At 49.9% G+C, this 26,352-nt stretch carries 22 protein-coding genes and 1 other RNA gene; 15 read left to right on the top strand and 8 right to left on the bottom strand.

Translation table 11 applies throughout. From position 1 onward, the window contains the following. Positions 1 to 30: 30 nt before the first annotated feature. From coaE to VOA_RS20360, 7 genes are all read right to left on the bottom strand, one after another. Positions 31 to 639 carry a dephospho-CoA kinase gene (coaE, locus tag VOA_RS01490; protein WP_000011546.1) on the bottom strand — a complete coding sequence of 203 codons (609 nt, stop codon included), beginning with the start codon at positions 637 to 639 and terminating at the stop codon, positions 31 to 33. Then, the gene (locus VOA_RS01495; RefSeq protein ID WP_000418765.1) at positions 636 to 1,511 is read right to left on the bottom strand and encodes a prepilin peptidase; all 876 of its coding nucleotides are present in this window, start codon (positions 1,509 to 1,511) and stop codon (positions 636 to 638) included. The genes coaE and VOA_RS01495 overlap by 4 nt, the downstream gene beginning before the upstream one ends. A gap of 57 nt (positions 1,512 to 1,568) precedes the next feature. Continuing rightward, positions 1,569 to 2,795 (bottom strand): type II secretion system F family protein, encoded by a 1,227-nt coding sequence (locus VOA_RS01500; RefSeq protein ID WP_000648398.1) that lies wholly within the window; start codon positions 2,793 to 2,795, stop codon positions 1,569 to 1,571. A gap of 53 nt (positions 2,796 to 2,848) precedes the next feature. After that, on the bottom strand, positions 2,849 to 4,537 hold the full coding sequence (gene pilB, locus VOA_RS01505; protein ID WP_000957199.1) for a type IV-A pilus assembly ATPase PilB: 1,689 nt from the start codon (positions 4,535 to 4,537) through the stop codon (positions 2,849 to 2,851). Between the two features lie 27 nt (positions 4,538 to 4,564). Next, positions 4,565 to 4,987 (bottom strand): pilin, encoded by a 423-nt coding sequence (locus VOA_RS01510; RefSeq protein ID WP_000649334.1) that lies wholly within the window; start codon positions 4,985 to 4,987, stop codon positions 4,565 to 4,567. A 244-nt stretch (positions 4,988 to 5,231) separates the two neighbouring features. After that, positions 5,232 to 6,122, bottom strand: a complete 891-nt coding sequence (nadC, locus tag VOA_RS01515) for a carboxylating nicotinate-nucleotide diphosphorylase (protein WP_000665268.1) — start codon at positions 6,120 to 6,122, stop codon at positions 5,232 to 5,234. Positions 6,123 to 6,284: 162 nt separating this feature from the next. Continuing rightward, positions 6,285 to 6,419, bottom strand: coding sequence for a hypothetical protein (locus VOA_RS20360; protein WP_269667657.1), 135 nt, complete (start codon positions 6,417 to 6,419; stop codon positions 6,285 to 6,287). A 29-nt stretch (positions 6,420 to 6,448) separates the two neighbouring features. Here VOA_RS20360 and ampD point away from each other — a divergent pair, with 29 nt between their 5' ends. Next, positions 6,449 to 6,997 carry a 1,6-anhydro-N-acetylmuramyl-L-alanine amidase AmpD gene (ampD, locus tag VOA_RS01520; RefSeq protein ID WP_000567322.1) on the top strand — a complete coding sequence of 183 codons (549 nt, stop codon included), beginning with the start codon at positions 6,449 to 6,451 and terminating at the stop codon, positions 6,995 to 6,997. A gap of 61 nt (positions 6,998 to 7,058) precedes the next feature. Here ampD and fldB read toward each other — a convergent pair whose 3' ends face one another. Further along, a complete protein-coding gene (gene fldB, locus VOA_RS01525; RefSeq protein ID WP_000690115.1) occupies positions 7,059 to 7,577 on the bottom strand; it encodes a flavodoxin FldB in 519 nt (172 codons plus the stop codon). A gap of 167 nt (positions 7,578 to 7,744) precedes the next feature. On the opposite strand from fldB, the gene xerD reads away from it, so the two are divergent. The 14 genes from xerD to mraY all read left to right on the top strand — a co-directional run bounded on the left by xerD (position 7,745) and on the right by mraY (position 26,338). Beyond that, positions 7,745 to 8,623 (top strand): site-specific tyrosine recombinase XerD, encoded by an 879-nt coding sequence (xerD, locus tag VOA_RS01530; protein ID WP_032468424.1) that lies wholly within the window; start codon positions 7,745 to 7,747, stop codon positions 8,621 to 8,623. A gap of 16 nt (positions 8,624 to 8,639) precedes the next feature. Further along, on the top strand, positions 8,640 to 9,392 hold the full coding sequence (gene dsbC, locus VOA_RS01535) for a bifunctional protein-disulfide isomerase/oxidoreductase DsbC (RefSeq protein WP_000115058.1): 753 nt from the start codon (positions 8,640 to 8,642) through the stop codon (positions 9,390 to 9,392). Positions 9,393 to 9,443: 51 nt separating this feature from the next. After that, a complete protein-coding gene (gene recJ / locus VOA_RS01540; RefSeq protein ID WP_000570141.1) occupies positions 9,444 to 11,183 on the top strand; it encodes a single-stranded-DNA-specific exonuclease RecJ in 1,740 nt (579 codons plus the stop codon). A gap of 341 nt (positions 11,184 to 11,524) precedes the next feature. Then, a complete protein-coding gene (pdhR, locus tag VOA_RS01545; protein WP_000331318.1) occupies positions 11,525 to 12,295 on the top strand; it encodes a pyruvate dehydrogenase complex transcriptional repressor PdhR in 771 nt (256 codons plus the stop codon). Between the two features lie 49 nt (positions 12,296 to 12,344). After that, positions 12,345 to 15,020 carry a pyruvate dehydrogenase (acetyl-transferring), homodimeric type gene (gene aceE, locus VOA_RS01550; protein WP_001281974.1) on the top strand — a complete coding sequence of 892 codons (2,676 nt, stop codon included), beginning with the start codon at positions 12,345 to 12,347 and terminating at the stop codon, positions 15,018 to 15,020. 18 nt (positions 15,021 to 15,038) lie between these two features. Further along, entirely contained in the window at positions 15,039 to 16,937 is a 1,899-nt protein-coding gene (gene aceF, locus VOA_RS01555; protein ID WP_000963619.1) for a pyruvate dehydrogenase complex dihydrolipoyllysine-residue acetyltransferase, read from the top strand. Between the two features lie 267 nt (positions 16,938 to 17,204). After that, positions 17,205 to 18,632, top strand: a complete 1,428-nt coding sequence (lpdA, locus tag VOA_RS01560; RefSeq protein ID WP_000031534.1) for a dihydrolipoyl dehydrogenase — start codon at positions 17,205 to 17,207, stop codon at positions 18,630 to 18,632. Positions 18,633 to 18,791: 159 nt separating this feature from the next. Then, an RNA gene (gene rnpB, locus VOA_RS18940) (RNase P RNA component class A) lies at positions 18,792 to 19,193 on the top strand. Between the two features lie 181 nt (positions 19,194 to 19,374). Beyond that, positions 19,375 to 20,325: a 16S rRNA (cytosine(1402)-N(4))-methyltransferase RsmH gene (rsmH, locus tag VOA_RS01565; protein ID WP_000127226.1), complete on the top strand. Its 951-nt coding sequence runs from the start codon at positions 19,375 to 19,377 to the stop codon at positions 20,323 to 20,325. A 9-nt stretch (positions 20,326 to 20,334) separates the two neighbouring features. Then, positions 20,335 to 20,655, top strand: coding sequence for a cell division protein FtsL (ftsL, locus tag VOA_RS01570; protein WP_001137973.1), 321 nt, complete (start codon positions 20,335 to 20,337; stop codon positions 20,653 to 20,655). After that, positions 20,652 to 22,397, top strand: a complete 1,746-nt coding sequence (locus tag VOA_RS01575) for a penicillin-binding transpeptidase domain-containing protein (protein ID WP_000730550.1) — start codon at positions 20,652 to 20,654, stop codon at positions 22,395 to 22,397. The genes ftsL and VOA_RS01575 overlap by 4 nt, the downstream gene beginning before the upstream one ends. Positions 22,398 to 22,413: 16 nt before the next feature. Next, positions 22,414 to 23,901, top strand: a complete 1,488-nt coding sequence (gene murE, locus VOA_RS01580; protein WP_001091893.1) for a UDP-N-acetylmuramoyl-L-alanyl-D-glutamate--2,6-diaminopimelate ligase — start codon at positions 22,414 to 22,416, stop codon at positions 23,899 to 23,901. After that, positions 23,898 to 25,259 carry a UDP-N-acetylmuramoyl-tripeptide--D-alanyl-D-alanine ligase gene (locus tag VOA_RS01585; RefSeq protein ID WP_000621812.1) on the top strand — a complete coding sequence of 454 codons (1,362 nt, stop codon included), beginning with the start codon at positions 23,898 to 23,900 and terminating at the stop codon, positions 25,257 to 25,259. Before murE ends, VOA_RS01585 begins: the two co-directional genes overlap by 4 nt. Further along, entirely contained in the window at positions 25,256 to 26,338 is a 1,083-nt protein-coding gene (gene mraY, locus VOA_RS01590) for a phospho-N-acetylmuramoyl-pentapeptide-transferase (protein WP_000587841.1), read from the top strand. Before VOA_RS01585 ends, mraY begins: the two co-directional genes overlap by 4 nt. The last annotated feature ends 14 nt before the right edge of the window (positions 26,339 to 26,352 follow it).

Raw genomic sequence — 26,352 nt, 5'->3', positions numbered from 1 at the left:
GAGCTAGCCTTGGATTCTTTGCACTTATTCTCACAAATTTTGCCTGCTCATGGCTAGATACTTTTGGTGCAATAGTGTGATTTGAGGCAAAAGTTTCTGGTTTTCTGCGTTATTTTTGAGCACATCATCAGCCATTGCCAAACGCTGAGCACGCGAGGCTTGCGCAGCAAGGATAGCCTCAGCTTGTTCGCGAGATACCTTATCGCGCGCCATGGTGCGCTCAATTTGCACTTGTTCATCGACATCGACCACTAACACGCGATCGGCCATGGTTTGCAATTGATTCTCGACCAGCAAAGGCACAATCAACAGCGCATAAGGTGAAGTGGTTTGGGTGAGCGCTTGGCGCATACCTTGGCGGATCATCGGATGCAGCAGTTGGTTGAGCCAGACTTTTTCATCCGGATCGGCAAAGATGCGTTCACGCAGCGCGGCACGATTGAGAGAGCCATCAGAGTGCAAGACCGATTGCCCAAAATGGGCGGTAATCGCTTTTAATCCTTCGGTTTCCGGTTCAACCACTTCACGTGCGATCACATCGGCATCGACCAGATCAATGCCAAATTGTTCGTGAAACAGGTTGGCGATGGTGGTTTTGCCACTGGCGATACCGCCAGTTAATGCCACGACAAAACTCATAGCGGTTGTCCTACCCAAACGGTGAAGTACCAATTAATCACCTTCTCGCCCCACAGCAAGGCAAACCACCCGGCGATAGCCAAATAAGGACCAAATGGAAAGGCCATATCGATGCCTTTTTTCTGCTGGCGCAGTTGGATTAAACCGAAAATTACGCCGACTACGGATGAGAGCAGCACGATAACCGGCAACAGCTGCCAACCCAACCAAGCGCCCAGTGCCGCGAGTAATTTGAAGTCGCCATAGCCCATGCCTTCTTTACCAGTCAGCAGTTTAAACAGCCAATAAATCGACCACAGCGAGAGATAGCCCGCCATAGCTCCGATCACCGCATCACTGAGTGAGACTGGAGAAAAGCCAAGCAGTGCCAGCGCAATACCGCCCCACAGTAAAGGCAGCGTTAATTGGTCGGGCAGCAACATGGTATCGAGATCGATAAAGGTCGCCGCAATCAATACATAGCTGAAAAACAGCAGCGCCACGGTAAACACTCCGAATGGAAAGTGAGTAGCAATCACTAAGCTCATGAGGGCAGTGAGTAGCTCAATCAAGGGATAACGAGCGCTGATCGGTGCTTTACAGTGTGAGCATTTACCGCGCAGCGCCAACCAACTGAGCAGTGGAATATTATCAATCACGCGAATCGGTGTTTGGCAGTGTGGGCAGGTTGAGCGTGGCAAACTGAGCGTGAGCTGTCCCTCTGGTGGCGTGATGCCATATTCAGGAAAACTCGCCGCACATTCCGCGCGCCATTCACGCTCCATGATTTTGGGTAAGCGGTAGATCACCACATTGAGAAAGCTACCGACAATCAAGCCAAACAAAGTGGCGAAAACAGGAAATAACCAAGGGTAGTAGTAAAACAGTTCCATCCATTGTGCTCTAAGCAAATTGAGGGCGCGCTCAAGGGCACGCCGTTTGATGCCATACTAACCCAATACACTCATTAAGTTAAAGATAGGTAAGTACATCGCCACCACCAAGCCGCCCACCACGATGCCCAGAAAAACGATGATCAGCGGCTCTAATATTTTGCCTAAGTTATCGACCGTATTATCGACTTCAAATTCATAGATGGTGGCGACTTTGTTGAGCATGTCATCCAATTGGCCAGATTCTTCACCAATCATCACCATTTGTAGCACCATCTCAGGGAAGGCTTCGGTATTACGCATGGCGATATACATGGGCATACCGGCGGCGGTGTCACGGTGTACCTCGTTGATCGCGGTTTCAAAGTGCACATTGCCTGAGGTTTTTGCCGTGGTTTTCAAACTGGCGAGGATCGGAATCCCCGCAGCAAAGCTGGTGGCAAGCGTGCGGCTGAATTTCGCGATGGAGGCTTTGGCGAGTACATTGCCAATAATCGGAAATCTCAGCCCTAAGCGACTGGTTTTTAGACGGATCTGGAAGGAGTTTTTACGCAGCGCTTTCAAGCCAAAAATGGCTGCTACGATGGCGATAAATGCCCATAAACTGTAAGCCTGCACCCAGTGTGAGAGCTTCAGCACTTGCTGTGTAAACCAAGGCAGTTCAGCACCAAAGCCTTTAAACATGCTTTCAAACTCTGGGATCACCATGGTCAACATCAAGTAGGAAACCCCAAGCGCGACCAACACCACCATGCTGGGGTAGATGAGCGCTTTAATCACCTTCGCGCGCAACTGTTCACTTTTCTCGCGGTAGGTGGCCAGACGCTCAAACACTTCGGGTAGATTTCCTGACATTTCTCCCGTTTCCACTAAGTCGACATACAAGGTATCAAAATGGGCGCTGGCGGTGCGCATCGCCTTGGAAAGCGGCGTGCCCGCTTCCACGCTTTTGGTGATTTGCGCCAGAATCGATTTCATCTCAGCTTTACGGTGATTATCGCCCACCAACTTGAGGGCTTGTACAATCGGTACGCCCGTAGTCAGCATGGTGGCTAATTGGCGGGTAAGAATGGTGATGTCTTTCGTCTTGACACGATGGGTCAGGCGAGAGAGGAGAGAAACGCTGCCCTTCTTGAGTTTTTTGATTTGGATATGCTGCTCTTTGAGCTTATCGCGAACCTCCAATTCGTTTAAGGCAAGCATTTGACCCGACACTTTTTTGCCGTTGCTGTTGATGCCTTTCCAGCGATAGTTTTTTAAGGCTACATGTTTGGTTGCTTTCATGTTTCGGCTCGCCATGTCATGGGTAGAGTTACAAGGTATAAAAAATGAAACGGTTAAAAATAGAGCACGCGTTGTAGCTCGGCAAAGCTGGTGATGCCCTCACGTAGTTTTTCTAAGCCGGATTCTTGCAAGCTTTGCATGCCATTGGTTTTGGCTAAACGTTCAATTTTGTGAATGGTGGCACGTTGCATAATGGCTTCTGCCAGCTCGGTATTAAACGCCATCACTTCATAGATGCCGACGCGCCCTGAATAGCCGCCCGTACACTCGTTGCACCCTGCGGCATTGGCTTCATACAAGATTTCATTCGGCTGAAACGCAAATTGGCTTTGCAATAGGACGGAAGGATGCACTGCGATTTTGCAGTGTTTACACAAGCGGCGCGCGAGGCGCTGGGCAATGATTAAACTGAGTGAAGACGCGAGGTTAAATGGCTCCACCCCCATATTGGCTAAGCGAATCACGGTTTCAGCGGCCGAGTTGGTGTGCAGCGTGGAAAGCACTAAGTGACCGGTCTGCGCGGCTTTAACCGCGATTTCGGCGGTTTCCAGATCGCGGATTTCGCCGACCATCACTACATCAGGGTCTTGGCGCAGAAACGAGCGTAGCGCCTCGGCAAAGCCAAAGCCGATTTTTGGCTGCACTTGCACTTGGTTAATCCCAGAGAGGTTTATTTCCACCGGATCTTCCGCGGTCGAGATATTGATCTGTGACGTGTTAAGAATGCGCAGCCCAGTATAGAGCGAAACGGTTTTGCCGCTGCCGGTGGGGCCTGTCATCAAAATCATCCCTTGCGGTCTTTTGAGGGCATTGAGATAGAGCTGCTTTTGCTGCGGGTTGTAGCCGAGCTTATCAATATCCAGATTGGCGGCGCTGCTATCGAGCAGACGCAGCACGATTTTTTCGCCCCATAAAGTGGGAAGCGTGGAAACGCGCATATCAATCGCGGTATCGCGGCTCAGGCGCAGTTTAATTCGCCCATCTTGCGGCAAGCGGCGTTCGGCAATATCTAATTTGGAGAGAATTTTAATCCGTGCGGCTAAACGGCGGCTTAAATGGCTGGCGGGTTGCTGAGTTTCGACCAAGATCCCATCGCAGCGCAGGCGAATTCGGTATTGGTTTTCATAAGGCTCAAAATGAATATCCGAGGCACCTTTACGCACCGCATCGAGTAATATTTGGTTGATAAAGCGACTGACAGGGGACTCATCTTGGCTGAGATCTTCGATCGATTGCAGCTCGTCATCGCCGACTTTAACCAGATTGGCGAGCTCATCTTGGCTGATCTCTTTGCCTTGATTGGCGGCGCCTTGAATCGAACGACCATACAAACGGCGGATGGCCGCTTGTAGCGCACGGTGATCGGCCAGTGCCAGTTCAACTTGCAGCCCAGTGGCAAAACGAAATTCTTCTTCGGCTTGCAGTAAGGTCGGGTCTGAGACGGCGAGCAGTAATAAAGTGCCTTGCTTGGCAATCGGCAAGGCATCGTAGCGGGTAATCAGTTCACGCAGCCCAAGCTGTTGGCACAGGCTGGCGTAGTCGTAGCGGCTGAGGTCGGTTTCCGGCAAGCCGAAAATATGGCTCAGTTGTTCGGTCAGTTCTCGGGGGTGAAAAAAACCTAAACCAAGCAGCGCATCGGGCACCGAAGTTCCCGAAGCGCTGACTTGGGTAACCACCGCTTGTTCTTGCGTTGCGCTGATTAACTCAGCCTGACGCAAGATAGCAACAAGGTTGGTGAGCATAAAATATTGATTATTTATTGATTTTGTCTATGGACCACAACTATCAATATCTAGATCAATTAGTTTCGCATTTACAGTTCTAGTGCAAGACCAGCCATCATTATCTCTTGCGAGGGTTATTACCCCATCAGCCAAATTCCCTGTTGATGGAAAAGTAAAAATCAAAGAGTTGTCCCCAGTGGTTATCTCTCCTAGTGGGTTTGCATCAGTTTTTGTGCCTAAATCAGCAAGTGAAGTTGTTGCTGTGATATCACCTTCCTCTTGGATGTGTAATTCCGCAGGAGTTTGCAGAGCCTTCAAAGTGGCAATAGCAGAAGATGCTTCGCTTTTGGTAACATAATCCTGATATGCTGGAATAGCGATAGCAGCCAACACACCAATAATCGCTACCACAATCATCAATTCAATTAAGGTAAAACCTTGCTGTTGTTTGTTTTTATACGCTTTCATAATTCCCTCCGTAGGTGTTTGCGTATTAAGCGCAGTGAGCATATGCCTTGCTACACAAGGGGGGAATCGAGTCGCGAGCGCTCTTCGAGTGAGTTAGGGTTTTAACCTATTGATTTGCATGATGAATACAAAAAACTTCGAGGCACTTAAAAACTTATGTGACTAAATGAGTTATTAGAAACAAAAACAGGAGACTTGATGCCTCCTGTTAACTGTTTGAAATGTTTGAAGTTAGTCTCAAGTGTTACGACTTAAAACGCATCGAGAGATCGAGGGCTTTGAGGTGTTTGGTCAGTGCGCCGACCGAGATGTAATCTACGCCGGTCTCGGCACACTCTTTGAGATTATCCAGCGTGATATTGCCGGAGTTCTCCAGCGCGGCGCGCCCGGCGTTAATCTTTACCGCTTCACGCATCATCTCAAGGCTAAAGTTATCGAGCATAATGATGTCGGCACCGGCGCTGATCGCCTCTTCCAATTCCGCCAAGGTTTCGGTTTCCACTTCGACGGGTTTACCCGGATTGAGCTGCTTGGCGGTGGTAATGGCCTGACGGATCCCGCCACAAGCAATAATGTGGTTTTCTTTAATGAGGTAAGCATCAAACACGCCGATGCGGTGGTTATAACCGCCGCCACAAGCCACGGCGTATTTCAGGGCGCTGCGTAGGCCGGGAATGGTTTTACGAGTATCGAGCAAACGGCACTGGGTGCCTTTGAGCTCTTGCACATAACGCGCAGTAGCCGTGGCGCAACCGGAAAGGGTTTGGATAAAGTTCATCGCGTTGCGCTCACCGGTGAGCAGAATACGCGCAGGCCCGGTTAAGGTACACAAGGTTTGGTTAGGCGAGAGCGTATCACCATCTTGTACATGCCATTCAATGCTCACTTGGCCGCCGAGCTGTTTAAACACTTCATCCGCCCACAACTGGCCACAAAACACGCCCGCTTCACGAGTGATGATGGTTGCCGTATTGATGCGATCGGCGGGGATGAGGCTTGCCGTGATGTCCGCGGCTGGGTCGAGCGTTCCCCCTAAGTCTTCTTTTAATGTGTCGATCACGCTGCGAGTAATATCGGCAGGCAGTTGCTGTTTCAGGTACGCAAGGCGATCCTGACTGTTGTGAGTTTCTTTCATCGCAAGTCGAATTTCCGTGTTATTTGCTGTGTTAAACCAAACCACGCCATGATACTGACTGTTGCCTAAGAATTCAGCCTCTAATCTCGCATTTCGCTGTTAGCTAGGTAAAATCAGCGTCATTCAAGTATCCGTTTCTCATTGAAGTTGCCGCGGTGTTGGTTAGGTTTGTTCATCATCATCATCATCATCATCATCATCATCATCATCGCGTTGGTCGATGTTGGAGATAAACCCACTGTCAGCTACCTGCAACTCTCCGTTGTTTGAGGATATAGAGACGAATAAGGTGGCCATTCGATGAAAGCCCAAGGCAAGGAGAAGAAATGATTGATAGCCAAGGTTGGTACAGCCATGCCAGAAAAGTCCCTTCTCCGCATTGTGATGCACGCAGTGATCGGGAAGATGTTTCATTGTTGGTGGTGCACAACATCAGTTTGCCCCCCGGCCAGTTTGGCGGCCCGTACATTGAGCAGTTTTTTCTGGGCGAGCTGGATGCCAATCAACATTCGTTTTTTAAGGTGATCGCCAAAATGCGCGTCTCGGCGCACTGCGTGATCCGCCGTGATGGTGAAGTGGTGCAGTTTGTGCCGTTTCATCTGCGCGCGTGGCATGCGGGTGTATCCTCTTTTGCCGGTCGAGCCAAGTGCAATGATTACTCGATTGGCATTGAGCTAGAGGGGAGCGATTTTGTGCCGTATACCGATGCGCAATATCAAGCGTTGACTGAGCTGACCCAAGCTTTGATGGTGCATTACCCGCACATCACTCTACCGCGCATTACGGGGCATCAGTATATTGCGCCGCTACGCAAAACCGACCCCGGTTTGGTGTTTGATTGGCGGCGTTTTCGTGCGGGATTGGTTTCCCTATAAATAAAGTGTTACTCCCTCCCTGATTAGGGGAAGGAGTTTTTAACGGCTCAGCCTGTTTAAGCTAAATCGCGTCGTGATACTCGGTCAGCACTTGCTCGACCCAAGTCGCGATGCGTTCGTCACTCAAGTCGTATTGCGAATCTTCATCCAGCGCGAGGCCGACAAAATGGCTGCCATCTTCAGTCAGGGCTTTAGAGGCTTCAAATTCATAGCCTTGAGTTGGCCAGTAGCCGATGATATTAGCTCCGCTCTTCTTGATCTGGTTGTGCAGTAGTCCCATCGCATCCAGGTACCATTCGCCATAGCCTTCTTGATCGCCTAAGCCGAATAACGCGACGTACTTGTTTTTTAGCGACACGCCATCGATGTGATCCCATACCGCACTCCAGTCTTCTTGAATTTCACCGAAATCCCACGTTGAAATGCCCAACAGTAAAAGGTCGTAATCACTCATTAAAGTGAGGGAGGATTCTTTTACGTTGTGGATGTCCACCAACTCTTCACCTAACATGGCGCGAATTTTCTCCGCGGTCATTTCGGTATAGCAGGTAGTTGAGCCATAAAATAGACCAATCTTCATCAATAATTTGTATCTGTCTGCGAAGGAATGGCAAATTCTAACCATAAAAATGATCGGAATGCAGCCAATATCCTGCATCACACGCGTTTTTATGCTATTAAACCCGCTGTAAATAGAGTGCTAAAGCTGAGGACAGAGTGAGCGAAGCCTTATCTCCCGACCAAGGGTTGGTGGAACAATTTTTAGATGCGATGTGGTTTGAGCGCGGTTTGGCAGAAAATACCGTAGCCTCATATCGCAATGATTTAAGTAAACTACTCGGCTGGATGGCGCAGCATCAGTATCGGCTCGATTTTATTAGCTTTTCGGGACTGCAAGAGTACCAAATCTGGTTGACGGAGCAGGATTATAAACCGACCTCGAAAGCGCGTATGCTGTCAGCGATTCGCCGGTTGTTTCAATACCTGCACCGTGAGAAGGTACGTGCCGATGACCCAAGTGCACTTTTAATCAGCCCGAAATTGCCAACGCGCTTACCGAAAGATTTGACTGAAGCGCAAGTTGAAGCGCTCTTAAGTGCGCCGGATCCACAAACACCGATAGAGCTGCGCGATAAAGCCATGCTCGAATTACTGTATGCGACCGGGTTGCGGGTGACCGAATTAGTGTCGCTGACCATGGAAAACATGAGCTTACGCCAAGGTGTCGTGCGGGTGATTGGTAAGGGCGGTAAAGAGCGTTTAGTCCCAATGGGTGAAAATGCTGTTGAATGGATTGAAACTTTTTTGCAGCAGGGACGGTCTTTACTCCTTGGGGAGCAGACATCGGATATCGTATTCCCGAGCAGTCGTGGTCAACAAATGACTCGGCAAACCTTTTGGCATCGTATTAAGCACTATGCGGTGATTGCGGAGATTGATGTTGAACAGCTTTCCCCACACGTATTGCGCCATGCATTTGCTACTCACTTGCTCAATTACGGGGCGGATCTGCGCGTGGTGCAGATGCTGCTTGGGCATAGTGATTTATCGACCACACAAATTTATACTCATGTCGCGACTGAGCGGCTTAAACAACTCCACAACGAGCACCATCCAAGGGCTTGAAAATAAGGTGATTTTCATGAGCGTACTGCGCCGACTAACATGGCTGGCATTTCCTTTACTGAGTATGGCATTCAACGTACAAGCGAGCACTGCACCCACCGAGTTCAACAAAGCCGAACTTGAGCAGCGCTTTGCCAAACTGGGATTACAGATTCAAGACATTAAACCCGCAGATATGGATGGTTTGCTCGAAATACAAACGTCAGGCGGTATTCTTTTTTCTTCGCCGAATGGAGAGCACTTCATCGCGGGGACGTTGTACGCACTGGATGCCAATGGCGGCTACGTTGATGTTGTGGCTCAACGCCAAGCGCCATTGAATGCGAAGAAGTTGGCCGCGTTGCAAGACACTATGATTGAGTACAAAGCGCCGAATGAAAAATACGCAATCACCGTGTTTACCGATATCACGTGTGGTTACTGTGTGCGACTGCACAGTCAGCTCAAAGAATACAATGACTTAGGCATTACCGTGCGCTATTTGGCTTACCCACGCCAAGGGCCTAAAGGCCAAGTGGCTGATCAGATGGCGGCCATCTGGTGTTCAAATGATCCGAAAGCGGCGATGCACGATGCGAAAACCAATCGTAAAACCATCACTGCCGATAAAGATATTGCTCAGTGCCAGAAGACGATTGAGCAGCACTATATGCTAGGTCATGAGCTTGGCATTAGCGGTACTCCGGCGATCTTCCTGCCTAATGGTGAGATGGTTGGCGGTTACTTGCCTGCGCCACAACTACTGCAACGCCTGCAAGCCACTCAATAATCTCCAACCGATTAAGGAATCAGGCCAAAGGCAACTTTGGCCTGTCACAGCATGATAGAAATACAGCGACGTCCAGACCCCGATCTTTCTCTTCTTCCTGACCATATCGACCCGCTATTGCGCAGGCTTTACCTCAACCGTGGTGTGCGTGATATCGCGCAACTCGAAAAAGCCGCCAAAGCACTGCATTCCTTTAAGCAACTGCATGGGATTGAACGTGCGGTCGAATTGCTGTTTGCCGCGATTGCCGAGCAAAAACGCATCATAGTGGTGGGGGATTTTGATGCCGATGGCGCAACCAGTTCGGCGCTTTCGGTGCTCGCGCTACGTATGCTCGGCAGCCACAACGTGGATTACTTAGTGCCGAACCGTTTTGAAGATGGTTATGGCCTGAGCCCCGAAGTGGTTGATCAAGCGATTGAGCGCGGCGCAGAGATGATCATGACAGTGGATAACGGCGTTTCTTCGCTGGAAGGTGTGCGTTACGCCAAGCAGAAAGGCTTGCAAGTGTTGGTGACCGATCACCATCTACCGGGACAGCAATTGCCTGAGGTCGATGCCATGGTGAACCCGAATTTGCAGCAGTGTGCTTTTCCTTCTAAGGCGCTGGCTGGGGTAGGGGTGGCGTTTTATTTGATGATGGCACTTTGCGTGCACATGCGTCAGCAAGGTTGGTTTGCTGCACAAGGCATTGCTGAACCGAAACTGATGGAGTTGATCGATTTAGTGGCGCTTGGCACGGTGGCGGATGTGGTGCCGTTGGATGACAACAACCGGATTCTGGTGCATCAAGGTTTGCAGCGTATTCGTGCGGGCTTAGCGCGTCCCGGGATTCAAGCACTGATTGAAGTGGCTAAGCGCGATGCGCGCCGTTTGGTGGCTGCCGATTTTGGTTTTGCGCTCGGGCCACGAATTAATGCAGCAGGGCGTCTGGATGATATGTCATTCGGCGTTGAGCTTTTGCTGTGTAATAACATTCACGCGGCGCGGCGTATGGCCAGTGAACTGGACGGTCTTAATCAAACCCGTAAAGAGATTGAAGAGGGGATGAAGCAAGAGGCAGTCGCGTTTTGTGAGCGTTTGCAACTGAGCGATGATCGCGAGCTGCCTTACGGCTTGGTGCTATTTCAGCGCGATTGGCACCAAGGGGTGATCGGCATTCTCGCTTCGCGTATTAAAGAAAAATACCACCGCCCCGTGATTGCGTTTGCTGAAGGTGGCGATGGCAAGCTTAAAGGCTCGTGTCGTTCGGTTCCTGGCCTGCATATGCGTGATGCGTTGGATAAAATTGATACGCAAAATCCGGGCATCATTCTCAAGTTTGGTGGCCACGCGATGGCGGCGGGTCTCACTATTGAAGAGCAAAATTTTGAGCGTTTTTGCCGACTGTTTGACCAAGTGGTGCGTGAAGAGCTGGATGAAGCGGCACTTAAAGGCATTATTCTCAGTGATGGTGAGCTGAAACCAGAAGAGTTTTCGCTGCATACTGCCGAATTACTGCGTGCCGGTGGCCCGTGGGGACAAGCGTTTCCTGAACCGCTGTTTGATGGTGAATTTAAAGTGCTACACCAAAAACTGGTTGGCGAAAAGCACCTCAAACTGATGTTAGAGCCGCTGTATAAAGGCTTCCCGACCAATGTGATGATCGATGGCATTGCGTTTAACGTTGATCTGCGCCGCTGGCCGGATGCGTCGGTAAAAACGATACGCTTAGCGTACAAGCTGGACATCAACGAGTTTCGCGGTAATCAATCATTGCAACTCATGATTGATTATCTAGAAGCGAAGTAGAGCTTCCCCCTTTCGGCAAAGGGGGAAATTGATTCGTGAGTGCAATGCTCCGCTCTTGTCATTTTTTACTTGTTGCCTTCATCTTTATTCAAAAATTGTCATCAATTGACACTTCTAGCCCATTAAAGCCCCACCTGTATATAAGTTGTAATTGGTCTTACCAATAATTTTGCTGTTTTAATCAACTATTGTTGCTGGATTGTTAGAGCGTGAGCGGTTCTATGATTTAGGTCAATTTTCGGCTGGACACTGGCGTTTTAATTATGTTAATTTCTGCACCAACATAAAATTGGTATTACCAATTGCCAGCAAGAAGAATAAGAGTAGAAGAACAATAAATTATGGCTTATCAAAGGATTCGTCAGCCAAAGCTCTCCGATGTGATTGAACAAGAACTGGAGAGACTGATAGTGGAAGGAACACTCTCACCCGGTCAGCAACTTCCTCCGGAACGCGAGCTAGCCAAACAGTTTGAAGTGTCTCGCCCCTCGATCAGAGAAGCCATACAACGCCTGGAAGCCAAACGCTTGCTCACCCGTCGTCAAGGTGGCGGTACATTCGTTAGCGACCGTATTTGGCAGAGCTTTTCTGATCCTCTGCTAAATTTATTGTCTAGCCACTCCGAAACTCAACTGGATCTGCTGGAAGCGCGTCATGCACTGGAAGGCATTTGCGCCTATTTTGCGGCGTTGCGTGGTACCGAAGAAGATTTTGCTCGCATTCAACATTGTGTAACGCGTATTGCAGAAGCACAGGCATTGAACAATGTGGATGAAGAAGCGGAGCGCGTGATGGCCTTTTTGATCGCCATTACCGAAGCGGCGCACAACGTTGTGCTACTGCACATCGTACGCAGCTTGAGCCCACTGCTTGAGCAGAATATTCGCCAGAATTTTAAACTCTTACATCGCCGCCCTGAAGCGGTAGAGAAAGTAAGCAAACACCGGGCTAACATTGTGGATGCGATTGTTTCGGGTCAGCCGGAAAAGGCACGTGAAATGTCCCATTCTCACTTAGCTTATATCGAAGAAACGTTGTTGGATTTGACTCGTGAACAGACTCGCCGTGAGCGATCTCTGCGTCGAATTCAGCAGGGTAATGAGCCGCAATAGCGGCCATTGCGATTCAACTTAAATCCAACCAACAGAAGGATAGATCGCCATGTCTGACATGAAGCATGACGTAGATGCACTGGAAACTCAGGAGTGGCTTGCTGCCCTTGAATCCGTTGTCCGTGAAGAAGGCGTAGAACGTGCGCAGTACCTGCTTGAGCAAGTGCTAGAAAAAGCGCGTCTGGATGGGGTAGACATGCCAACTGGCGTGACGACTAACTACATCAACACCATTCCTGCGGCACAAGAACCTGCTTACCCAGGTGACACCACGCTCGAACGTCGTATCCGTTCAATCATTCGCTGGAACGCGATCATGATCGTGCTGCGTGCATCGAAAAAAGATCTGGAACTGGGTGGCCACATGGCTTCTTTCCAATCTTCAGCTGCTTTCTACGAAACCTGTTTCAACCACTTCTTCCGTGCTCCAAATGAGCAAGACGGTGGTGACTTGGTTTACTATCAAGGTCACATCTCTCCAGGGATCTACGCACGTGCTTTCGTTGAAGGCCGTTTGACTGAAGAGCAACTGGATAACTTCCGTCAGGAAGTGGATGGCAAAGGCATTCCTTCTTACCCACACCCGAAATTGATGCCTGAATTCTGGCAATTCCCGACCGTATCTATGGGTCTGGGTCCAATTTCTGCAATTTATCAAGCTCGCTTCCTGAAGTATCTGAACGGCCGTGGCCTGAAAGACACCACGGCACAACGCGTATACGCGTTCCTTGGTGACGGTGAGATGGACGAGCCAGAATCACGCGGCGCGATCTCTTTCGCAGCGCGTGAGAAGCTGGATAACCTCTGCTTCCTGATCAACTGTAACCTGCAACGTCTGGACGGCCCTGTTATGGGTAACGGCAAGATCATCCAAGAACTGGAAGGTCTGTTCCGTGGCGCTGGCTGGAACGTAGTGAAAGTGATCTGGGGCAACGGTTGGGACAAACTGCTGGCGAAAGACACCACTGGTAAACTGCTGCAACTGATGAACGAAACCATCGACGGCGACTACCAAACGTTCAAATCGAAAGATGGCGCGTATGTTCGTGAGCACTTCTTCGGTAAGTACCCAGAAACAGCAGCACTGGTTGCTGACATGACTGATGATGAGATTTTCGCTCTGAAACGCGGTGGTCACGAATCATCTAAAGTGTACGCAGCGTACAAAAACGCTCAAGAAACTAAAGGCCGTCCAACCGTTATCCTAGCGAAAACCGTTAAAGGTTACGGCATGGGTGATGCCGCTGAAGGTAAGAACATTGCGCACCAAGTGAAGAAGATGGATATGACCCATGTTCTGGCGATGCGTAACCGCCTTGGTTTGCAAGACCTGATTTCAGATGAAGCAGTCAACGACCTGCCTTACCTGAAACTGGAAGAAGGCTCAAAAGAGTACGAATACCTGCACGCTCGTCGTAAAGCACTGCACGGTTACACTCCTCAACGTCTGCCTAACTTCACTGGTGAGTTCGTTGTGCCGGCTCTGGAAGAGTTCAAGCCGCTGCTGGAAGAGCAAAGCCGTGAAATTTCTTCAACCATGGCGTACGTACGTTCACTGAACATCCTGCTGAAAGATAAGAACATTGGTCAAAACATCGTTCCAATCATCGCAGATGAAGCACGTACGTTCGGTATGGAAGGTCTGTTCCGTCAAATCGGTATCTACAACCCACACGGTCAGAACTACACCCCACAAGATCGTGATATCGTTTCTTACTACAAAGAAGCGACTTCAGGTCAGGTACTGCAAGAAGGTATCAACGAGCTGGGTGCAATGTCATCTTGGGTTGCGGCTGCAACGTCATACAGCACCAACAACCTGCCGATGATCCCGTTCTACATCTACTACTCTATGTTCGGTTTCCAACGTGTTGGCGACATGGCGTGGATGGCGGGCGATCAACAAGCGCGTGGCTTCCTACTGGGTGCTACTGCAGGTCGTACAACGCTGAACGGTGAAGGTCTACAGCACGAAGATGGTCACTCGCACATTCTGGCAGGCACAGTACCAAACTGTATCTCTTACGACCCAACCTTCGCTTACGAAGTTGCGGTAATCCTGCAAGACGGTATCCGTCGTATGTACGGTGAGCAAGAGAACGTGTTCTACTACCTGACACTGATGAACGAAAGCTACGCTCACCCAGCAATGCCTGCTGGCGCTGAAGAAGGTATCCGTAAAGGTATCTACAAGCTGGAAAGCTATTCGTCTCAAGGAACGGCTGGTAACAAAGCAAAAGTTCAACTGATGAGCTCAGGCACCATCATGAACGAAGTGCGTAAAGCAGCACAAATTCTGAGTGAAGAGTACGGTGTAGCGTCTGATGTTTACTCTGTGACTTCATTCAACGAGCTGGCGCGTGATGGCCAAGCGTGTGATCGTTTCAACATGCTGCACCCAGAAGCAGAAGTGAAAGTCCCTTACATCGCACAAGTGATGGGTACTGAGCCTGCTATCGCAGCGACTGACTACATGAAGAACTACGCGGATCAAGTACGTGCGTTCATTCCTGCTGAGTCTTACAAAGTGCTGGGTACGGATGGTTTCGGCCGTTCAGACAGCCGTGAAAACTTGCGTCGTCACTTTGAAGTGAATGCTGGTTACGTGGTAGTCGCAGCGCTGAATGAACTGGCTAAACGTGGTGAAGTTGAGAAATCAGTGGTTGCAGAAGCAATCAAGAAATTCGACATCGATACTGAAAAAACCAACCCGCTGTACGCTTAATTGAAGGTAGGAAAAGTAATGGCAATCGAAATTTATGTACCTGACATCGGTGCGGATGAGGTTGAAGTCACTGAGATTCTCGTCAAAGTCGGCGACAAAGTGGCTGAAGAGCAATCTCTGATCACGGTTGAAGGCGACAAAGCTTCTATGGAAGTTCCTGCTTCTCAAGCGGGTATCGTTAAAGAGATCAAAGTGGTTGCAGGTGACAAAGTGTCTACTGGCTCTCTGATCATGCTATTTGAAACAGTAGCTGAAGCGGAAGGTGCAGCAGCGGCTGCACCAGCTCCTGTGCCTCAAGCAGCTGCACCTGTTGCTGCGGCTCCAGCGGCAGCTGCACTGAAAGAAGTGCAAGTACCAGACATTGGCGGTGATGAAGTTGAAGTGACTGAAATCATGGTTAAAGTTGGCGATGTGGTTGCTGAAGAGCAATCTCTGATCACCGTTGAAGGCGACAAAGCGTCAATGGAAGTACCAGCACCTTTCGCAGGTACGGTTAAAGAGATCAAAATCGCCGCTGGCGACAAAGTATCAACTGGCTCACTGATCATGGTGTTTGAAGTAGCAGGCGCTGCGCCAGTTGCAGCACCAGTTCAAGCTTCGGCACCAGCGGCAGCCGCTGCTCCAGCCGTTGCAGCACTGAAAGAAGTTCAAGTACCTGATATCGGCGGTGACGAAGTGACCGTAACGGAAATCATGGTTAACGTGGGCGACAGCATCAGCGAAGAGCAATCATTGATCACAGTAGAAGGCGATAAGGCTTCTATGGAAGTACCAGCACCCTTTGCTGGAACTCTAAAAGAGATCAAAGTAGCAGCAGGCGATAAAGTGAAAACTGGCTCGCTGATCATGGTGTTTGAAGTTGCTGGCGCAGCGCCAGTAGCGGCACCTGTTCAAGCTTCTGCACCAGCGGCAGCACCTGCTCAAGCAGTAGCTCCTGCGGCGGCTGCACCTGCAGCAAGTGGCGAATTCCAAGAAAACCATGAGTACTCACACGCTTCTCCAGTAGTGCGTCGTCTGGCTCGTGAATTTGGCGTTAACCTAGCCAAAGTAAAAGGCTCTGGCCGTAAGAACCGTATCCTGAAAGAAGACGTACAGAGCTACGTGAAAGAAGCGCTGAAACGTCTGGAATCTGGCGCGCAAGCAACCGCTTCAGGCAAAGGTGATGGCGCTGCTCTGGGCTTATTGCCTTGGCCAAAAGTGGACTTCAGCAAGTTCGGTGAAACCGAAGTGCAACCACTGTCTCGCATCAAGAAAATCTCTGGTGCTAACCTGCACCGTAACTGGGTGATGATCCCGCACGTGACCCAATGGGACAATGCAGACATTACTGAGCTAGAAAAATTCCGTCAAGAGCAAAACGCGATGGAAGCGAAGCGCGACACAGGTATGAAGATCACACCGCTGGTGTTCATCATGAAAGCCGCTGCGAAAGCGCTGGAAGCTTTCCCTGCGTTCAACTCTTCTCTGTCTGACGACGGCGAAAGCTTGATCCTGAAGAAATACGTGAACATCGGTATCGCAGTGGATACACCAAATGGTCTGGTGGTTCCTGTGTTTAAAGATGTGAACAAGAAAGGCATCTACGAGCTGTCCAAAGAGCTGGCTGAAGTCTCGAAGAAAGCCCGTGGCGGTAAGCTGACTGCAGCTGATATGCAAGGTGGCTGTTTCACTATCTCTAGCCTAGGCGGCATTGGCGGTACAGCGTTTACCCCAATTGTTAACGCACCAGAAGTTGCTATTCTGGGTGTGTCTAAGTCTGAGATGAAGCCAGTGTGGAACGGCAAAGAGTTCGCGCCACGTCTGCAACTGCCACTGTCACTGTCTTACGATCACCGCGTGATCGACGGTGCAGAAGGTGCACGCTTCATTACTTACCTGAACGAGTGCCTAAGCGACATCCGTCGTCTGGTACTGTAAGCGCATTCTCGGGTGGCGAAAGCCACCCGATTTAATGGTTATCTCCCAATTTGACGTTGAAACTGATTTTCCGTTGAATTGTTGTCTAGCTCACAGGCTACATGGATTTACTTTTCACACCATTAACATCTCTGTAAACTGTTGCGGTCTGAAAGTAATCGTTTTACATGATTGATTTGAAACATTCGTTTTTGATTCGTTTGTAAATAAAACAACTAGATAGAACACCCATCAGCCTGTTAGGGATATTGACTACAAGAGGTCGAAATGAGCAAAGAAATTAAAGCCCAAGTCGTGGTGCTTGGTGCCGGTCCTGCTGGTTACTCCGCCGCATTCCGCTGTGCAGACTTAGGTCTGGATACCGTCATCATCGAACGTTACAACACGCTAGGTGGTGTGTGTCTGAACGTTGGTTGTATTCCTTCTAAAGCACTGCTGCACGTTGCAAAAGTGATTGAAGAAGCTAAAGCGCTGACTGAGCACGGTATCGTGTTTGGCGAGCCAAAAACAGACATCGACAAAGTTCGTCTGTGGAAAGAAAAAGTGATCAATCAGCTGACCGGTGGTCTGGCTGGTATGGCAAAAATGCGTAAAGTGAACGTAGTGAACGGCTACGGTAAATTCACTGGCCCGAACACCATTGAAGTGGAAGGCGAAGAGGGTAAAACTGTCGTAACTTTCGATAACGCGATCGTTGCCGCAGGTTCTCGTCCAATCAAACTGCCATTCATTCCGCATGAAGACCCACGTATTTGGGATTCAACCGATGCGCTGGAACTGAAAGAAGTGCCTGGAAAACTGCTGATCATGGGCGGCGGTATCATCGGTCTCGAAATGGCGACGGTTTACCACTCACTGGGCTCTAAAATTGATGTGGTTGAGATGTTTGACCAACTTATCCCTGCTGCGGATAAAGATATGGTTAAAGTCTATACCAAACGCATCAAAGATAAGTTCAACCTGATGCTGGAAACCAAAGTTACCGCAGTTGAAGCGAAAGAAGATGGTATCTACGTTTCAATGGAAGGTAAGAGCGCACCAGCACAAGCTGAGCGTTACGATGCGGTTCTGGTTGCGATTGGCCGTGTACCAAACGGTAAACTGCTGGATGCTGAGAAAGCGGGTCTGGAAGTGGACGAGCGTGGCTTTATCCGCGTGGATAAGCAAATGCGCACTAACGTTCCGCACATCTTCGCGATCGGTGACATCGTGGGTCAACCAATGCTGGCACACAAAGGCGTGCATGAAGGCCACGTAGCGGCAGAAGTGATCTCTGGTAAGAAGCACTACTTCGATCCAAAAGTGATCCCATCAATCGCTTACACCGAGCCAGAAGTTGCTTGGGTTGGTAAGACAGAAAAAGAAGCGAAAGCAGAAGGTATCAACTATGAAGTTGCGACTTTCCCATGGGCAGCCTCTGGCCGTGCGATTGCTTCTGACTGTGCAGACGGTATGACTAAGTTGATCTTCGATAAAGAGACTCATCGTGTGATCGGTGGTGCTATCGTAGGTACTAACGGTGGTGAACTGCTGGGTGAAATCGGTCTGGCGATTGAGATGGGCTGTGATGCAGAAGACATCGCACTAACCATTCACGCTCACCCAACGCTGCATGAGTCTGTTGGTCTGGCGGCTGAAGTATTCGAAGGCACCATCACTGACCTGCCAAACGCCAAAGCGAAAAAGAAAAAGTAATTTCTGATCCGCTTGGTTAAAGGAAGAAACCGCTGCGTGCAGCGGTTTTTTTTCGCTTTTGATTCCAAATTGAATGCAAAGTAAGCAGTTAAACCGAGATTTGGCGGGCTAGCCGATTGTTTCTGGACTCTGTTCACACTTCTCGCTACAATCCGCCGCGGAGTTGACTGGGTAGTCGCTGCCTTATTGACGTCCCTTGGCCTATCGCCAGGGAGACTGATAAGGGGGAGGAAAGTCCGGGCTCCATAGAGCAGGGTGCCAGGTAACGCCTGGGGGGCGCAAGCCTACGACAAGTGCAACAGAGAGCAAACCGCCGATGGCCTCTCCTTCGGGATGGGATCAGGTAAGGGTGAAAGGGTGCGGTAAGAGCGCACCGTGCGACTGGCAACAGTTCGTAGCAGGGTAAACTCCACCCGGAGCAAGACCAAATAGGCCTCCACATAGCGTTGCTCGCGTTAGGAGGCGGGTAGGTTGCTTGAGCCAGTGAGTGATTGCTGGCCTAGAGGAATGGCTACTACCGCGCAAGCGGAACAGAACCCGGCTTATATGTCGACTCCACCTATTGCAGACCCATCATAGCCTCGTGTTATGGTGGGTTTTTTGCTTTTTGCTGACTCAGGTAACAGCAAAACCATTAAACTTAGCGCAAAGTCACGTCCTGTATACGCTTATGGCTAGCGGTAGTGTCTGAAATCGGTACACTAACCCATATGACGGGCATGCCCAGCACAACGAGAAAATCATGACTGCATCTTTCCAACACATCTCTGTATTACTGAACGAATCGATTGAAGGATTGGCGATTAAGCCGGATGGTATCTACATCGACGGTACGTTTGGTCGCGGTGGTCACAGTCGTACCATTCTTGCGCAGTTAGGTCCACAAGGTCGTCTGTACAGCATTGATCGTGATCCGCAAGCCATTGCTGAAGCGCAGAAGATTGATGATCCGCGTTTTACCATCGTCCATGGTCCTTTCTCTGGGATTGCGGAATACGCACAGCGTTATGATTTAGTGGGTAAAGTCGATGGTGTGTTGTTCGATCTCGGCGTTTCTTCACCACAGTTGGATGATGCGGAGCGCGGCTTTAGTTTTATGAAAGATGGCCCACTCGATATGCGTATGGATCCAACCAGCGGCATGCCGGTTTCTGAGTGGCTTGCCCAAGCGGATTTGGATGACATCACTTGGGTGATTCGCGAGTTTGGTGAAGACAAACATGCGCGCAGAATTGCCAAAGCCATTGTCGAATATCGGGAAAACGAGCTCAACGAGCCCTTGACGCGTACCAGCCAGTTAGCAAAACTCATCTCCGACGCAGCACCGAAGAGTTTTAAAGAGAAAAAGCACCCTGCAACCCGTGCTTTTCAGGCTTTTCGGATCTACATCAACAGTGAATTAGAAGAGATTGATACCGCATTGCGCGGCGCTTCGGACATTCTGGCTCCACAAGGCCGCCTGTCTGTGATCAGCTTCCATTCATTGGAAGATCGCATGGTGAAGCGCTTTATGCGTAAAGAGAGCCAAGGCCCACAAGTGCCGCACGGCATCCCTTTGACCCAAGATCAAATTCGTGCGCTGGGTAGTGCCAAGATGAAAACCGTGGGTAAGGCACTCAAGCCATCGGATCAAGAAGTGGAACTCAACCCACGTTCACGTAGCTCAGTGCTGCGTGTGGCTGAAAAACTGTAGAGGGTTATGATGCCTCGCCAGTCTCCGCCGAATCTTGCGAAATTAATTGCCCTCGATCTACTCACCGTAGGTCGGGTGCCTTTGTTGTTTTTGGTGCTGATTTTCAGTTGTGCGATGGGCGTGGTGTTTATGACTCACCATACCAGACAGGCGATCAGCGAAAAAGACCAAGCCTTTATGGAGCGTGAGCGGCTCGATAACGAGTGGCGCAACCTGATTTTGGAAGAAACTGCTTTGGCTGAACACAGTCGAGTACAACAACTAGCCAGAAAAGATCTGGAGATGAAGCGTCCGGATTCAGATAAAGAAGTCGTGATCAATCTTAAATGAAGAAGAAAACCGCCCCAGCTAAATCCTCCAAAGTTTCTCCCCGTGTGACCACGGCTGAACCCGCGCCAATCTTTATTCGTTGGCGTTTTTATCTACTGCTGTTTTTTGTGTTAACCGCTTTCTGTGGCTTGGTGGCTCGGGTGGCGTATATTCAGATCATTGAGCCGGATAATCTGATTAAAGAAGGTGATTTACGCTCAATTCGTGCCAAAACTTTGCAATCTGCTCGCGGTATTATTTCTGATCGCAATGGAGAGGCTTTGGCGGTGAGTGTTCCGGTTGAAGCGGTCTGGGCCGATCCTGTCACCATTTACAAAGAAGGTGGATTGGTCGAGAAAGATCGTTGGCATGCACTTGCGGATGTGCTCGGATTAGATCGCCAAGAAATGATGAAAAAAATCGAGGATAATCGTTCTCGTCGTTTTATTTATTTGCAGCGTCAAGTTAGCCCTGCGATGGCGAAATACATCCGAGAACTTAAGCTCTCTGGCATTGGGTTAAAAGAAGAGTCTCGCCGTTATTATCCTGCGGGAGAGGTGAGTGCTCATTTAGTCGGGGTGACTGGGATTGACGGTCATGGCCTCGAAGGGGTAGAGCGAAGTTTTGATTCTACGTTAACTGGCGAGTCAGGCAGAAGCGTGACGCGTAAAGATAAGTTCGGTCGAGTCGTTGAAAACATTGCCCTAGAAGAGCGAGAAGAAGGTAAACCCATTCAGCTCACTATTGACCAGCGCTTACAAGCGATCGCTTTTCGTGCTGTTAAACAGGCAATGGCGGATTACCGTGCCACGTCTGCATCTGCGGTGATGTTGGATGTGAAAACGGGGGCTGTGCTAGCGATGGTTAATGCGCCGTCTTACAACCCGAATAATCGAAGTGACTGGCAAAGTTTTAAAATGCGTAATCGGGTGATCACCGATGCGTTTGAGCCTGGCTCAACGGTTAAGCCTTTTGTGGTGTTAGCCGCGTTGGCAAACGGTGTCGCGGATAAAAACACCATCATAGATACCGGTGATGGCACCATGCAAATTGGAGGTAGTCGAGTGCGGGATACCTCCAAAGTTGGCAAAGCCGATCTCACGCTGATTTTGAAAAAATCGAGCAACGTGGGCGTTGCTAAATTAGCGTTGGACATGCCGTTGGAAGCGTTGCTCGGTATGTACAACTCGGTTGGGCTTGGTGAAATGTCAGGCTTGAATCTGATTGGTGAAACGCTAGGCATTTTCCCTAGCCGCCGTCGTTGGTCACAGTTTGAAATTGCGACCTTGTCGTTCGGCTACGGTCTTGCGATCACTCCTATCCAACTGGCTCATGCCTATGCCACGCTAGGCAATCATGGCAAATATCAACCGATTCACGTTGTGGAAGGGAATCGGCTCGGTGAACCTCGCCAGGTGGTGGATGCTAAATACGTCAATCAAGTGCTCGAAATGTTGGAAACGGTCACGCAACCCGGCGGTACGGCAACCCGTGCGGCGGTTCCGGGGTATCGCATTGCGGCCAAATCAGGTACGTCACGTAAAGCGATTGCTGGCGGTTATAGTGATGAATATTTTGCCTATACCGCAGGGGTGGCTCCGGTGAGCGACCCAAGAATTTCACTGGTGGTCATGGTCAATGAGCCGCAAGGCGACTCTTACTATGGCGGCGCAGTGGCCGGTCCGGTTTTCTCGGAAATCATGAAAGGCGCATTACAAATCCTCAATATTGCTCCGGATGAAAACCGCTTCCAAAACAAATAATAGTGTGAGACGGAACATGAACACGCATACAGCGCTCTCCAAACTGATCGCTCCTTGGTTTGAGTTGACTGACCCTAAATTGGCGTCTCTGGTCATTACTCATCTAGAACTGGATAGTCGCCAGATTAAGAGCGGTGATACCTTTGTTGCGATTCGAGGCCATGCGGTCGATGGTCGCCAATTTATTGATAAAGCCATTGCACAAGGTGCTAATGCCGTGTTGGCAGAAGCGGATGCTCACCACGCTCACGGGCAGATTGAGTACCGTGAAGCAGTACCAGTGATGTATTTGAGCGAGCTTGGTCAGCATTTGTCGGAAATGGCAGGACGTCTTTATGGCGGCCACCACAATCAACTGATTGGCGTAACGGGTACCAATGGTAAAACAACCATCACGCAACTGATTGCTCAGTGGCTAGAATTACTGGGCCATAAGGCAGCAGTGATGGGTACGACAGGCAATGGCTTTTTAAATGCGCTTGAGCCGGCGGCGAACACCACAGGTAACGCGTTACAAATTCAAGCCACACTGTGGGATTTAGCTGAGCGCGGCGCGCAGTACACCGCACTCGAAACCTCATCACACGGTTTAGTGCAAGGGAGAGTGAAAAAGCTCAATTTCGTGGCTGGAGTGTTTTCCAACTTGAGCCGTGACCATTTGGATTATCACGGAACGATGGAGGCTTACGCCGCCGCGAAATTCTCCCTATTTAGTGAGCATGCTTGCCAAAACGCGATTATTAATGTCGATGATGCGGTCGGCGCGCAATGGGTCAAACAATTGCCGCAGGCGATCGGGGTTTCCTTAGTGACGAAACCGGATACGGCGCAAGCCATCTGGGCGCGCCAAGTGGAATACGCTGAAAGCGGTATCACGCTGAACTTTGACAGTTCGTGGGGAGAAGGCGAACTGCACGCGCCACTGATTGGTGAGTTCAACGCCTGTAACGTATTGCTCGCGTTCGCCACCTTGCTTAGCTTGGGTTTTGAGAAAAGCGCATTGCTCGCCACAGCGCCACAATTGCGCCCTGTCATAGGGCGGATGGAGCTGTTCCAACGTGAGCAAAAAGCCAAAATAGTGGTCGATTATGCACACACACCTGATGCGCTGGAAAAAGCTCTGCGCGCGTTACGTGTGCATTGTGCTGGTCAGTTGTGGGCGATTGTGGGTTGTGGTGGCGATCGCGACCGCGGTAAACGCCCGATGATGGCCGCGATTGCCGAACAGTTTGCTGATCGGGTGATCCTGACCGATGACAATCCGCGCAGTGAATCGCCGCAAGCGATTGTGGCGGATATGGTGGTAGGACTGACTCATCCCGAACGCGCTCATATCGAACATCACCGTTTTCAAGCCGCGAGTTATGCGCTCCAAAATGCAGGAGCGCAAGACATCATCCTGCTCGCGGGCAAAGGACATGAAGATTATCAGGTGCTGGCTAACGAAACGATCCATTACTCGGATCGGGAAACCGCCCAACAGTTATTGGAGTTACACCCATGATCCGCGTAATGCTTTCACAGCTTTGTTCGGTATTGAATGCTCGCTTAATCGGCGCTGATCGCGCGATCAGCGTGGTATCAACAGATAGTCGTCAGATTCCCGCTGAAGCACTGTTTGTTGCTCTGGTCGGTGAACGTTTTGATGCGCACGATTTTGCTTCTCAAGCCGTCATTGGCGGTGCAGTGGCGCTGTTGGTTGAGCGTGAGCTCGATGCTGACTGTTCACAACTGGTAGTGGCGGATACCAAACAAGCCTTAGGTCAACTGGGTGCTTGGGTACATGCGCAGTGCCAAACACCTACCGTGGCGATCACTGGCAGTTGCGGTAAAACGACTGTTAAAGAGATGGTAGCGAGCATTTTAAGCCAGAAAGGCCAAGTGCTTTATACCCAAGGGAACTTCAATAATGACATCGGCGTTCCACTGACGTTGCTGCGTTCAACAGCCGAAGATGATTATGCGGTGATTGAGCTTGGTGCCAATCATATTGGTGAAATTGCTTACACCACAGCTTTGGTTAAACCGGATGTGGCGTTAGTCAATAATGTGGCCGCCGCACACTTAGAAGGTTTTGGCTCTATCGATGGCGTAAAACGTGCCAAAGGTGAGATTTACCAAGGCTTACGAGCAGGTGCTGTGGCGATTGTGAACCTTGAAAGCCATGGTGGAGATCTCTGGAAAACCGATCTGGCTGACAAAACCGTGAAAACATTTTCCACTACCGATCACAATGCTGACTTTTATCCACGCGATGTGCGGTTAAATGCGCTCGGGGTGGCTAGCTTTACTTTGGTAACGCCAATCGGTGAAGTGGACGTTGAGTTGGGTATTATTGGTCAACACAACGTAGCCAATGCATTAGCCGCGGCGGCTTTATCACTGGAAATGGGCGCGAGCTTGGCGGAAATCCGTCACGGTCTGGCACATTTAGCCAAGGTAAAGGGTCGAGTTGACCTTACTCATTTGCGTCAAGATATCACTCTGATTGATGATAGTTACAACGCCAGTGTGCCTGCCATGAAAGCCGCAGTTGACCTGCTGGGCGGCTTTTCAGCCGTACGTTGGTTAATTTTGGGCAATATGGCGGAGTTAGGTGACGAAAGCCTTGCACTTCACCAACAAGTCGGTGAACATGCTGCACCATTCAGTTTTGAGTTTGTCCTGACGTATGGCAAGGATGCAAAAGTGATCAGCGACCTATGCCAGGGTCATCACTTTGCTACCCATCAGGACATGATGACATTTATTGAGCAGCACATAGAACAACAACAGGGTCGCGCTCAAGTATTGTTGGTGAAAGGTGCCAACAGTGCAGGGATGAGTAAGATTGCGGCTGCTCTCAAGGAGAAATTTGCATGATTATTTGGCTTGCTGAACTGCTCCAGCCGTATTTTTCGTTTTTCCGTCTATTCGAATACCTCTCATTTCGCGCTATCGTCAGTATTCTGACTGCGCTTGGGATTTCGTTGTGGATGGGGCCGCGCATGATTAAGCGTCTGCAAATGCTGCAGATCGGCCAAGTGGTACGCAATGAAGGGCCTGAATCGCACTTTAGTAAACGCGGCACCCCAACCATGGGCGGGGTGATGATCCTCGCTGCCATCACCATCACGGTGCTATTGTGGGCTGATCTGACTAACCCCTATGTTTGGGCTGTTCTTGCGGTACTGCTTGGTTACGGTGCGGTCGGTTTTGTCGATGATTACCGTAAAGTGGTGCGCAAAAATACCGATGGTTTGATTGCGCGCTGGAAATACTTCTGGCAATCGGCGATTGCATTGGTGGTTGCTTTTGCTCTGTATGCACATGGTCAAGATACGGCGGCAACGCAGCTGGTAGTGCCTTTCTTTAAAGACGTGATGCCACAACTGGGCTTGATGTATATTGTGTTGACCTATTTCGTGATTGTTGGAACCAGTAACGCGGTGAACTTGACCGATGGTCTGGATGGTCTGGCGATTATGCCGACTGTGTTGGTTTCTGCTGGTTTTGCGGCGATTGCATGGGCAACCGGCAATGTTAACTTTGCTAACTATCTACACATTCCTTACATTCCACATAGCTCAGAGCTGGTGGTGGTGTGTACGGCGATTGTTGGGGCGGGGTTAGGCTTCTTGTGGTTTAACACTTACCCTGCTCAAGTGTTTATGGGCGATGTGGGCGCGTTAGCGTTAGGTGGCGCATTAGGCACTATTGCGGTACTGGTTCGTCAAGAATTTGTGTTGGTGATCATGGGGGGGGTATTTGTGATGGAAACCCTATCAGTGATCCTGCAAGTCGGTTCTTACAAGTTGCGTGGACAACGTATCTTCCGCATGGCGCCGATTCACCATCACTACGAATTAAAAGGCTGGCCAGAACCACGCGTGATCGTGCGTTTTTGGATCATCTCTATTGTTTTAGTTTTGATTGGCTTGGCGACACTCAAAGTACGCTAAGTGGATTAAGGATG

This window comes from Vibrio sp. RC586, from assembly GCF_000176715.1.
Lineage (GTDB): Bacteria > Pseudomonadota > Gammaproteobacteria > Enterobacterales > Vibrionaceae > Vibrio.
This window is presented reverse-complemented; position numbering and strand designations above follow the sequence as displayed.